Origin of the sequence: Pseudomonas sp. DCB_AW (assembly GCF_026240895.1) — a bacterium.
In the GTDB taxonomy this organism is placed as follows: domain Bacteria; phylum Pseudomonadota; class Gammaproteobacteria; order Pseudomonadales; family Pseudomonadaceae; genus Aquipseudomonas; species Aquipseudomonas kermanshahensis.
Genome location: NZ_JAPFCE010000107.1, coordinates 1 through 11,262, shown reverse-complemented (window position 1 = coordinate 11,262; position 11,262 = coordinate 1). Strand labels below are relative to the sequence as shown.

8 protein-coding genes are annotated in these 11,262 nt (G+C 63.4%); 1 reads left to right on the top strand and 7 read right to left on the bottom strand.

The genetic code is table 11. From position 1 onward, the window contains the following. Positions 1–148: 148 nt before the first annotated feature. The 6 genes from purU to OO306_RS26905 form a co-directional block, all read right to left on the bottom strand. Positions 149–1,006 (bottom strand): formyltetrahydrofolate deformylase, encoded by an 858-nt coding sequence (gene purU, locus OO306_RS26930; RefSeq protein ID WP_099428119.1) that lies wholly within the window; start codon positions 1,004–1,006, stop codon positions 149–151. 12 nt (positions 1,007–1,018) lie between these two features. Beyond that, positions 1,019–1,651 (bottom strand): sarcosine oxidase subunit gamma, encoded by a 633-nt coding sequence (locus OO306_RS26925; protein WP_265970306.1) that lies wholly within the window; start codon positions 1,649–1,651, stop codon positions 1,019–1,021. Between the two features lie 141 nt (positions 1,652–1,792). Beyond that, a complete protein-coding gene (locus OO306_RS26920) occupies positions 1,793–4,810 on the bottom strand; it encodes a sarcosine oxidase subunit alpha (protein ID WP_027594308.1) in 3,018 nt (1,005 codons plus the stop codon). Continuing rightward, positions 4,807–5,142: a sarcosine oxidase subunit delta gene (locus OO306_RS26915; protein WP_027594307.1), complete on the bottom strand. Its 336-nt coding sequence runs from the start codon at positions 5,140–5,142 to the stop codon at positions 4,807–4,809. The genes OO306_RS26920 and OO306_RS26915 overlap by 4 nt, the downstream gene beginning before the upstream one ends. A gap of 14 nt (positions 5,143–5,156) precedes the next feature. Next, complete coding sequence (locus OO306_RS26910) at positions 5,157–6,407, bottom strand: sarcosine oxidase subunit beta family protein (protein ID WP_008089646.1); 1,251 nt, start codon at positions 6,405–6,407, stop codon at positions 5,157–5,159. 15 nt (positions 6,408–6,422) lie between these two features. After that, complete coding sequence (locus OO306_RS26905; RefSeq protein WP_265970305.1) at positions 6,423–7,676, bottom strand: serine hydroxymethyltransferase; 1,254 nt, start codon at positions 7,674–7,676, stop codon at positions 6,423–6,425. Positions 7,677–8,016: 340 nt separating this feature from the next. Here OO306_RS26905 and OO306_RS26900 point away from each other — a divergent pair, with 340 nt between their 5' ends. Beyond that, complete coding sequence (locus OO306_RS26900) at positions 8,017–9,057, top strand: low specificity L-threonine aldolase (RefSeq protein ID WP_027594305.1); 1,041 nt, start codon at positions 8,017–8,019, stop codon at positions 9,055–9,057. Between the two features lie 116 nt (positions 9,058–9,173). On the opposite strand, the gene OO306_RS26895 is transcribed toward OO306_RS26900, so the two are convergent. Further along, positions 9,174–11,111, bottom strand: a complete 1,938-nt coding sequence (locus OO306_RS26895; RefSeq protein ID WP_265970304.1) for a methyl-accepting chemotaxis protein — start codon at positions 11,109–11,111, stop codon at positions 9,174–9,176. Positions 11,112–11,262 lie beyond the last annotated feature (151 nt).

Here is an 11,262-nt window from a genome sequence, read left to right as displayed (position 1 = left end):
AGGTGGATGGTGACTAGGCTCCTACTCGTGCTTTAGGCACCGCTGGCTATCAGTCTGCCATCCACTGCTCTCACCCTTTTGAGTTTAATTGGCCTTGAAGACACAAGCTGGCTTGCCTGCGATGGGCTGCAAAGCAGCCCCAAAATAGTCAGAGAACGACAGTCCGGTTGGCGTTAAGAAACACCCGCCGCTCAATGTGATACCCCACAGCGCGCGCCAGGGTCAGGCATTCGATATCCCGCCCCTTGGCAATCAGGTCCTCGGGATAATGGCTGTGGTCAACCACCTCGACCCCCTGGGCAATGATCGGCCCTTCATCGAGGTCGTTGTTGATGTAGTGCGCGGTCGCGCCCACCATCTTCACGCCCTTGTTGTACGCCTGGTGATAAGGCTTGGCGCCTTTGAACCCCGGCAGCAACGAGTGGTGAATGTTGATCGCCCAGCCGTCCAGGCGCCGGCACAGCTCGGGCGACAGCACCTGCATGTAGCGGGCAAGGATGACCAGTTCCGCGCCAGTCTCCTCGATCACCTGCAGCACCTTGCGCTCTTGCCCCGCCTTGTCGTTGGGGTCGAGTGCAAAGTGGTAGTAAGGAATCTTGTGCCAATGCGCCAGCGGTTCGAGGTCTGGGTGGTTGGACACCACCGCGACCACGTCCATGCCCAGTTGGCCAATACGCTGGCGATACAACAGGTCGTTCAGGCAGTGGTCGGCCTTGGACACCATGATCACCACCTTGGGGCGGTGATTAGGCGCGGTCAGCTCGAAGGCCATACCGAACGCTTCGCTACGTTCAGCGAGGCCGGCACGGAAGCCCACCTCGTCAAAGTCGTCCGGCTGGCGGAATTCGACGCGAATGAAGAAGCGCCCCGACTGCCGGTCATCGAAGGAGTGGTGCTCCGTGACGTAGCAGCGCTGCTCGTAGAGGAAACGCGTCACCACGTCGACGGTACCGAGCATGCTCGGGCAGTCGGCGGTGAGAATCCAGGTATCCGGTGCCCGACTCATGTGCGGCTCTCCTTAGGCTTCGATGCTCAGGCCGTATTCGGCCGAAGCGTCCTGCAGCCACAGCCACCAGTAATCGGCGAAGCTGCGGCGAATCACCAGTTCCCAGGTGTCTTCGGCGGTGCGGCGGATCACCAGTTGCGACTTGGCGAACACGGTACCGACGGCCTTGCCCACCGGGAAGTTGTTTGGGTGAACATCATAGCTGGTGGACTTCATCAGCACCTCGCGCACGTGCGGGCCGCGCAGTTCCAGCAGGCTCTGCCCGCCGCTGACGTTGACCACCTGGATGTGCAGGCCGTCGAGGGCCGCGCGCAGTTTTTGCTCGATGGCAAACTCCTGGCCGCCCGGGACGATCAGCAGCCACTCGTCGGGGCCCATCCACTGCAGCGACATGTCGCTGTTGGCGACCACGGTCAGGGCCACGGGCAGCTCCAGGCCCAGGGCCTTGTGCACGCCTGCGGCGAAGGCCGGGTCATGGCCGTCGCCACGCAGGGTCAGGTGGCCGAGGAATTTTTTCTCACGCAGGGTCACGCCTGCGTTCTTGCGGCCCTTGCCAACCAGGCTGGCCAGGTCGGCATGGTGCAGCGGCGACTGGGCCTTGGCGTCGCCGCCGGGGTTTTGCTGGAAGACGTTGATAGCGCTCATTTCTTACCTGCCTTGAATTCTGTAGTTCCGAGCAACGCCGAACCTGTGGGAGCGGGTTCACCCGCGAAGAGGCCAGTGAGGCCAACATCGCATTCGCGGGTAAACCCGCTCCCACAGGGTTCGACGCCACCATCCGGGGCCTTAAACGTTCTGCCGCTCACCCTTCGGATCGAAGAACACCGAAGACACGATCTCCGCCTCGATCACGCTGCCGTCAGCCTGCGGCGAGTACACCCGCTCGCCCATGCGCTTGAGGCCGCCTTTGACCACACCCATGGCGAACGAATACCCCAGGGAGTTGGCCGCGTAGCTGGAGGTGACGTGACCAACCATGTCCATCGGGATCGGTTGCTTGGGGTCGAACACCAGTTGCGCGCCTTCTGGCAGCCACTGGGTCGGGTCCACCGGCTTGAGGCCGACCAGCTGCTTGCGGTTGTCGCGCAGGCAGTCTTCGCGGTTCATGCCACGCAGGCCGATCCACGAGAATGGCTTGTTGCGGCCGACGCACCAGCTCATGTTCAGGTCGTCTGGGTTCATCGAGCCGTCAGTGTCCTGGCCGACGATGATGAAGCCCTTCTCGGCACGCAGCACGTGCATGGTCTCGGTGCCATACGGGGTCAGGTTGTATTGCTTGCCCGCCTCGATGATCTTTTCCAGCACGCCCATGGCGTAGTTGGCCTGCACGTTCACTTCGTACGACAGCTCACCGGTGAACGAGATGCGGAACACACGGGCCGGTACGCCGGCGACGGTGCCTTCCTTCCAGGTCATGAACGGGAAGGCGTCCTTGTCCAGGTCGATGTCGTCGGTCAGCGCGCTCAGCAGCTTGCGGCTGTTGGGGCCGGACAGGGTCATGGTCGCCCAGTGGTCGGTGACCGAGGTGAAGTACACCTTCATCTCTGGCCATTCGGTCTGGTGGTAAAGCTCCAGCCACTGCAGCACGCGTGCGGCGCCGCCGGTGGTGGTGGTCATGTAGAAGTGGTTGTCGCCAACGCAGGCGGTCACGCCGTCGTCGAAGACCATGCCGTCTTCCTTGCACATCAGGCCGTAGCGGGCCTTGCCCACGTCAAGCTTGGTCCAGGCGTTGCTGTAGATGCGGTTGAGGAACTCACGCGCGTCCGGGCCCTGGATGTCGATCTTGCCCAGGGTCGAGGCGTCGAGCAGGCCGACGCTGTCACGCACGGCCTTGCACTCGCGGGCCACGGCGGCGTGGATGTCTTCACCGGCTTTGGGGAAGTACCACGGGCGTTTCCACTGGCCGACGTCTTCGAACTCGGCGCCGTTCTTCACGTGCCAGCCATGCAGGGCGGTGAAGCGTACAGGTTCGAACAGGTGGCCACAGTGACGGCCCGCTACCGCACCGAAGGTGACCGGCGTGTAGTTGGGGCGGAACATGGTGGTGCCCATTTCCGGGATGGTGATGCCGATCGAACGGGCGGCGATGGCCAGGCCATTGATGTTGCCCAGCTTGCCCTGGTCGGTACCGAAGCCCAGCGCGGTGTAGCGCTTGACGTGTTCGACCGACTCGAAGCCTTCGCGGGTGGCCAGCTCGATACCGGCAGCGGTCACGTCGTTCTGTTGGTCGACGAACTGCTTCGGCCCTTTGCTGCCCTTGTCGTGCGGCACCTGGAACAGCGCCACGGTGGCCTCTTCCTTGCGTGCCACGGTTTTCGGCAAGGTGCCGGTGGTGGCCTTGAAGCCGGCTTCGGTGGCTGCGCGAACGCCGCCTTCAAAGCCGTCGGCAATCACATCGCCCAGGGCGTAGACGCCATGGATGCCGCCGACACAAACGCGTTTTTGCGGTGCATCGCCCGGCACGAAGCCGAGAATGTCATCGCGCCAGACCGGGCGACCGCCCAGGTGCGACGCCAGGTGGACGATCGGGCTGTAACCGCCGGAGCTGGCGATCAGGTCGCACTCGAGGGTTTCGCCTGGGCTGGTGACTTTGTGGGCCTGCACGTCGATGGCGGCCACGCGGGCGCCGGTCACGTGCTTGCTGCCTTTGGCCTCGACCACGGCGCTGGAAGTGAGGATGCGGATGCCTTTTGCACGCGCTTCTTCAACCAGCGAGCCGCGTGGGTTGTGGCGGGCGTCGGCGATGGCGACCACTTGCAGGCCAGCGTCGTGCCAGTCCAGCGCGGCGCGGTAGGCGTGGTCGTTGTTGGTCGACAGCACCAGCTTGCGGCCAGGGGCGACACCGTAGCGGCGTACGTAGGTGGACACAGCGCCGGCCAGCATGTTGCCCGGGACGTCGTTGTTGCCGTACACCAGCGGGCGCTCGTGGGCGCCAGCGGCCAGTACCACACGGCCGGCACGCACACGGTGCACGCGGTGACGCACCTGGCCGATCGGGGCGCGGTCGCCGAGGTGGTCGGTGAGGCGCTCGTGGATGGTCAGGAAGTTGTGGTCGTGGTAGCCGTTGACCGTGGCGCGGGGCAGCAGGGTCACTTCCGGCAGGCTTTCCAGCTCTTTGACCACCGCATTGACCCAATCAGCGGCAGGCTTTCCGTCGAGGGTTTCGCGGGTGTCGAGCAGGCTGCCGCCGAACTCTTCCTGTTCATCGGCGAGGATCACGCGGGCGCCACTGCGGGCAGCAGCCAGGGCGGCGGCCAGGCCAGCAGGGCCGGCACCGACGATCAGCACGTCGCAGTGCTGGTTCATGTAGTCGTAGCTGTCCGGGTCGTTCTGCAGCGGTGCACGGCCAAGGCCGGCCGCTTTACGGATGTACTTCTCGTACGTCATCCAGAACGATTTCGGGTACATGAAGGTTTTGTAGTAGAAGCCCGGCGGCATCATGCTGCCGCCCACCTTGCCAAGGATGCCCATGACGTCGTTGTTGACGTTCGGCCAGCCGTTGGTGCTGGTGGCGACCAGGCCGGCGTACAGCGCCTGCTGGGTGGCACGCACGTTAGGGATCTGGGTGGCTTCGCTGGAGCCGATCTGCAGGATGGCGTTCGGCTCTTCGGTACCGGCGGCGATGATGCCGCGCGGGCGCGAGTACTTGAAGCTGCGGCCGACGATGTCGACGCCGTTGGCCAGCAGCGCAGCGGCCAGGCTGTCACCGGCATAACCCTGGTAGGTCTTGCCGTTGAAGGTGAAGTTCAGGACCTTGCTGCGATCGATACGGCCGCCGCTGGCGAGGCGATAGGTCTGGCTCATACTTTTTCCCCTTGGCCTTTGACGGTCGACGGTGCGCTGTTTTGCTTGCCGTTGGCGGTCACCTGCGGCTTCTCGCCAATCTTGTAGGTTTCCAGAATCTCGTAGGTCACGGTGTCGCGGGTGACGTTGAAGTACTGACGGCAGCCGGCAACGTGGTCCCACAGTTCGTGGTGAATACCGCGCGGGTTATCGCGGAAGAACATGTAGGTGCCCCACTCCTCGTCGGAGCAGGCGGCAGGGTCCAGCGGGCGGGCGATGTGCGCCTGGCCAGAGGCGTGGAACTCTTCTTCGGAGCGCAGCTCGCCGCAGTGGGGACAGAAAATATGCAACATGACGGTGTCTCCGGTTAGTGGGCGACGGCGGCGGCGCCGTGTTCGTCGATCAGTGCGCCGTTGTAGAAACGGTCCATGGAGAACGGCGCGGCCAGTGGGTGCATCTCGCCTTTGGCCAGGCTGGCAGCGAAGACGTTGCCCGAACCCGGGGTCGCCTTGAAGCCACCGGTACCCCAACCGCAGTTGAAGAACATGTTCTTGACCGGGGTCTTGGAGATGATCGGGCAGGCGTCCGGCGAGGTGTCGACGATGCCGCCCCATTGGCGGTTCATGCGCACGCGCGAGAGGTTGGGGAACATCTCGACGATCGCTTGCAGGGTGTGCTCGATCACCGGGTACGAACCGCGCTGGCCGTAGCCGACCCAGCCGTCGATACCGGCGCCGATCACCAGGTCGCCCTTGTCGGACTGGCTGATGTAGCCGTGCACGGCGTTGGACATGATCACACTGTCGATGATCGGCTTGATCGGTTCGGAAACCAGCGCTTGCAGCGGGTGCGATTCCAGCGGCAGGCGGAAGCCGGCCAGTTTGGCCATGTGCCCGGAGTTACCCGCGGTGACCACGCCGACACGCTTGGCGCCGATGAAGCCTTTGTTGGTTTCGACACCGATGACCGCGCCGTTTTCCTTGCGGAAACCGATCACTTCGGTCTGCTGGATCAGGTCCACGCCCAGGGCGTCGGCGGCACGGGCGTAACCCCAGGCCACGGCGTCGTGACGGGCAACACCACCACGGCGCTGAACGGTCGCGCCGAGGATCGGGTAACGGGTGTTCTTCGAGCAGTCCAGGTACGGGATTTCGGCCGCGACCTGGGCGGTGTTCAGCAGTTCGCCATCGACGCCGTTGAGGCGGTTGGCGCTGACGCGGCGCTCGGAGTCACGAATGTCCTGCAAGGTGTGGCACAGGTTGTAGACACCGCGCTGGGAAAACATCACGTTGTAGTTGATGTCCTGGGACAGGCCCTCCCACAGCTTCATGGCGTGCTCGTACAACTGCGCCGATTCGTCCCACAGGTAGTTGGAACGCACGATGGTGGTGTTACGGGCGGTGTTGCCGCCGCCCAGGTAACCCTTCTCGATCACTGCGACGTTGGTGATGCCGTGTTCCTTGGCCAGGTAGTAGGCCGTGGCCAGGCCATGGCCGCCACCGCCAACGATGACCACGTCGTAGACCTTTTTAGGGGTCGGCGTGCGCCACATGCGCTGCCAGTTTTCGTGGTGGCTGAGGGAGTGTTTGAAGAGGCCGAAGCCCGAGTAGCGTTGCATGGTCGTTTACTCCACTCAGCGGTAAACAGGGAAGTCTGCGCACAGCGCCGCGACGTTCTTCGCCACATCGGCTTCGACGTCAGCGTCACCGAGGTTGTCGAGGATGTCGCAGATCCAGCCGGCCAGGGCCACACACTGAGCGACCTTGAAGCCGCGGGTGGTGACGGCCGGGGTGCCGATGCGCAGGCCCGAGGTGACGAACGGCGACTGCGGGTCGTTCGGTACGGCGTTCTTGTTGACGGTGATGTGCGCGCGGCCCAGGGCGGCGTCGGCATCTTTACCGGTGAGGCCCTGGCGGATCAGGCTGACCAGGAACAGGTGGTTGTCAGTGCCGCCGGAAACCACGTCGTAGCCGCGGTCGATGAACACCTGGGCCATGGCCTGGGCGTTTTCGATGACTTGTTGCTGGTAAGCCTTGAAGCCTGGCTCCAGCGCTTCCTTGAAGCACACGGCCTTGGCGGCGATGACGTGCATCAGCGGGCCGCCCTGGGCGCCGGGGAACACGGCAGCGTTGAGCTTCTTCTCGATTTCTTCGTTGGACTTGGCCAGGATCAGGCCGCCACGTGGGCCGCGCAGGGTCTTGTGGGTGGTGGTGGTGACCACGTCGGCGAACGGGATCGGGGTCGGGTACAGGCCCGCAGCAACCAGGCCGGCAACGTGGGCCATGTCGACGAACAGCAGCGCACCGACCTTGTCGGCGATGGCGCGGAAGCGTGGGAAGTCGAGGGTCTTGGAGTAGGCCGAGAAGCCGGCGACGATCATTTTCGGCTTGTGCTCGACCGCCAGGCGCTCGACTTCGTCGTAGTCGATCAGGCCGGTCTTGGTGTCGATGCCGTATTGAACCGCGTTGTACAGCTTGCCCGAGGACGACACTTTAGCGCCGTGGGTCAGGTGGCCGCCGTGGGCCAGGCTCATGCCCAGGATGGTGTCACCGGCCTGCAGCAGGGCCAGGTACACCGCGCCGTTGGCGGAAGAGCCGGAGTGCGGCTGGACGTTGGCGTAGTCAGCACCGAACAGCTGCTTGGCGCGCTCGATGGCCAGTGCCTCGACCTTGTCCACGTGCTCGCAGCCACCGTAGTAGCGCTTGCCTGGGTAGCCTTCGGCGTATTTGTTGGTCAGGCCGCTGCCTTGGGCCTGCATGACGCGCTGGCTGGTGTAGTTCTCCGAGGCGATCAGCTCGATGTGATCTTCCTGGCGCTGTTCTTCGGCATTCATCGCCGCCAGCAGTGCGTCGTCGTAACCCTGGATCTGGTCTTGCTTGCTGAACATCTTGTTGTCTCCCGGCAGCGATCGTTTCTTGTCTGTAGAGCACTGTGGCCCTTTGTGGCGATGGTATGACTGGCCGGGGTGGGTCAGATGCCTGCGCACGCCTTGCAATGGCGCGTTTACGACATTCGCTGATTTGCTGTTTGTGCCGCCCCTTTCGCGGGTGAACCCGCTCCCACAGGTACGGCGGTGCTTGAAGCCTTTGGGTATCCCTGTGGGAGCGGGTTTACCCGCGAAGAGGCCGGCACGGACAACCCTGAAATCAGCTTATGTATGGGTTGTATAGGCAACTGCTGAATCGATGGTTTAGAGTGCTGTTCTGCGTCGTTCACAGGACCGTGTCATGACAGATAAGAGCCAACAATTCGCCAGCGACAACTATTCCGGCATCTGCCCCGAAGCCTGGGCCGCCATGGCCAAGGCCAACATGGGCCACGAACGCGCCTATGGCGACGACCAGTGGACCGAGCGTGCCGCCGAGTACTTCCGCAACTTGTTCGAAACCGACTGCGAAGTGTTTTTCGCCTTCAACGGCACCGCCGCCAACTCCCTGGCCCTGGCCTCGCTGTGCCAGAGCTACCACAGCGTGATCTGCTCCGAGACCGCCCACGTCGAAACCGACGAATGTGGCGCGCCGGAGTTTTTCTCCAACGGCTCCAAGCTGCTCACCGCACCCAGCATCAACGGCAAGCTGACGCCTGAGTCGATCCGTGAAGTGGCGTTGAAGCGCCAGGACATCCACTACCCCAAGCCACGTGTGGTAACACTCACCCAGGCCACCGAAGTGGGCACCGTGTACCGCCCCGACGAGCTCAAGGCGATCAGCGCCACCTGCAAGGAACTGGGCCTTAACCTGCACATGGACGGCGCGCGTTTCACCAATGCCTGCGCGTTCCTCGGTTGCAGCCCGGCGGAGCTGACCTGGAAGGCCGGCGTCGATGTGCTGTGTTTTGGCGGTACCAAGAACGGCATGGCGGTGGGCGAGGCGATCCTGTTCTTCAATCGCCAGCTGGCCGAAGACTTCGACTACCGCTGCAAGCAGGCCGGGCAGTTGGCGTCGAAGATGCGCTTCTTGTCTGCGCCCTGGGTCGGGCTGTTGGAAGATGGCGCCTGGCTGCGCCACGGCACGCACGCCAACCACTGCGCGCAGCTGCTGGCATCGCTGGTCAGCGACCTGCCAGGGGTGGAGCTGATGTTCCCGGTGGAGGCCAACGGGGTGTTTCTGCAAATGCCAGAGCACGCGATTGAAGCGCTGCGGGGCAAGGGCTGGCGGTTCTATACCTTTATTGGCAGTGGCGGGGCGCGGTTCATGTGCTCCTGGGATACTGAAGAAGACCGGGTGCGTGAGCTGGCGGCGGATATCCGCGCGATCATCACTGCCTGATAGATCGCATTCGCGGGGCAAGCCCGCTCCCACAGGGTCCTCACAGATGCTGAAACTGTGCACGACCTGTGGGAGCGGGCTTGCCCCGCGAATGCGATGGCAGCAGCTCCAACAATCTAAAGCTTGAACCCACCCATCTGCCGCGCCAAATCATCAGCCAACCCACGCAACGCCTGGCACTCCGCCCGGCACCCCTGCACCTCCGCCGCTGTCTCCCTGGCAAGGTCGGAAATCCCCTGTACCGTCCGGTTGATCTCCTCCGTCACCGCTGACTGCTCTTCAGTCGCTGTCGCCACCTGATGGTTCATGTCGGTGATGTGCTCGACCTTGTCGGTAATCGCCCCCAACGAGGCACCGGTGCGCTGGCTCGATTCAACGCCGCTACCCGTCGCCTGCTGCCCTGCCTGCATCGACGTCACCGCCGAGCCTGCGCCCTGCTTCAAGCGCTGGATCATCTGCTGCACTTCATCGGTAGACAGCTGCGTGCGCCGCGCCAGGGTACGCACCTCATCGGCGACCACGGCAAAACCACGCCCCATCTCCCCTGCCCGCGCCGCCTCGATCGCAGCGTTCAGCGCCAAGAGGTTGGTTTGCTCGGAAATACTGCGGATCACCGCCAATACTTCATCGATCGAGGCGACTTCGTCGGCCAACTGTGCGACCGCATCCGCCGCCTTGCCGATGTCGCCGGACATGCCTTCAATACCTTGGATCGAGCGCCGCACCACGTCACGCGCCTGCAAGGCTTCGTCGCGCGCCGATTGTGACGCTTCAGCGGCATTGCCGGCATTGCGGGCGATGTCCTGCACGGTCAGGCCCATCTCATGCACGGCGGTGGCGACCATTTCGGTCATCTCCTGTTGGCGACCGGAGCGCTCGGCCGTGTTGTCCACCACCTGCGTCACCTGTTCGACGGCCAGGTGCAAGCGTTCAGTCGTGCGCAGCACCTCGCCGATCAACCCCCGTTGGCTGTCGAGGAAGCGGTTGAAGCCACGGGCCAGATCACCCAGTTCGTCCTGGCGCGAATCATCCAGGCGGTGGCTGAGGTCTCCCGCGCCGCTGCCGATCTGCACCAGTGCGGCCGTGACGCGGCGGATCGGCCGTACCAAGCCGCGCGCCAGCACCACCACCAGCAGCAACGACAACAGCGCCACGCCACCACCGATCAAGGTGGTGAGCCAGACTGCCTGATGCATCTGCGCGTAGATTTCGGCCTCAGGCACTTCGGCGACCAAGGTCCAGTTCAGGTCGCGCAGTGGCAAGCCTAATGCCAGGTAGCCTTCGCCATCACGCTGGAAGCGGCTGGTACGCAGGCCCTGGTCGCCATTCATCACCGCTTTCGCGGCCTGTGCGTCAAGCTGGTCGACAAGCTGGCGCTTGCCGCTGAAGGCGCTGTCCGGGTGCACCTGGATCAGCCCATCGTTGCGTACCAAAAATACCTTGCCGTGCTCGCCAAAGCTGAAATCGTGGATCAGCTTCGACAACTCGGTCATGCGCAAGCCCATACCCGCCACGCCGACCAGCTTGCCGTCTTTTTCCACGCGATAGTCGATGAACAGCGCCAACTCGCCTGTGGCACCGTCGATGTCGATGTTGATCAGGCGCTCGGCGCCGCTGTCGATGTAGCCGTAGAACCACGTGTCCTTCGGGTTGGCCCGGCTGAGTGTGCGGTCCAGCCCCTTCTCGTTGTAGTAGTGGCCGGTTTCGGTGGAGGCGAACAGCGTGGTAAAGGCTTTGTTGCGCTGCTTGGCAGCCTCGAGGTATTCGATAAAGCGTGAGGTTTGAGCGGGGTCTTCGCCCTCCGCAAGCCAATCGCGCAGCAGGGTATTGCCGGCTATGTCGGCGGCCGCTACCAGCGGCTGGCCGAGCATGCGCTCGATATCGTTGCGGATTGCTTCGACACTGGCTGGCAGCGCTGTGTCGACCAGGTAGCGTTCGGTCAGGCGGTTGAGCGCCACCGTGAAAATGATCACCACCACCAGGATGCTCGCCAGCAGGGCTGCGCCCATGCTTGCGATCAATTGCCACTGGATACTTTGCCGCCAGATACGCATGCCCGTGCTCCCCGCCAATTATTGTTTTGGGGGAAGTGTATACACTTACGTATCCAGTTATTCCAGTGATCTGGGACATTGTAGGAGCAGCCTTGTGCTGCGAAGAGGCCGGTGACAGCAGCGGAAATCACTGCGTTTTCACCGGCCTCTT

Coding starts and splice junctions, on each gene's coding strand:
- purU (WP_099428119.1), bottom strand. CDS start 1,006: ATGAGTCGGGCACCGGATACCTGGATTCTCACCGCCGACTGCCCGAGC.
- OO306_RS26925 (WP_265970306.1), bottom strand. CDS start 1,651: ATGAGCGCTATCAACGTCTTCCAGCAAAACCCCGGCGGCGACGCCAAG.
- OO306_RS26920 (WP_027594308.1), bottom strand. CDS start 4,810: ATGAGCCAGACCTATCGCCTCGCCAGCGGCGGCCGTATCGATCGCAGC.
- OO306_RS26915 (WP_027594307.1), bottom strand. CDS start 5,142: ATGTTGCATATTTTCTGTCCCCACTGCGGCGAGCTGCGCTCCGAAGAA.
- OO306_RS26910 (WP_008089646.1), bottom strand. CDS start 6,407: ATGCAACGCTACTCGGGCTTCGGCCTCTTCAAACACTCCCTCAGCCAC.
- OO306_RS26905 (WP_265970305.1), bottom strand. CDS start 7,676: ATGTTCAGCAAGCAAGACCAGATCCAGGGTTACGACGACGCACTGCTG.
- OO306_RS26900 (WP_027594305.1), top strand. CDS start 8,017: ATGACAGATAAGAGCCAACAATTCGCCAGCGACAACTATTCCGGCATC.
- OO306_RS26895 (WP_265970304.1), bottom strand. CDS start 11,111: ATGCGTATCTGGCGGCAAAGTATCCAGTGGCAATTGATCGCAAGCATG.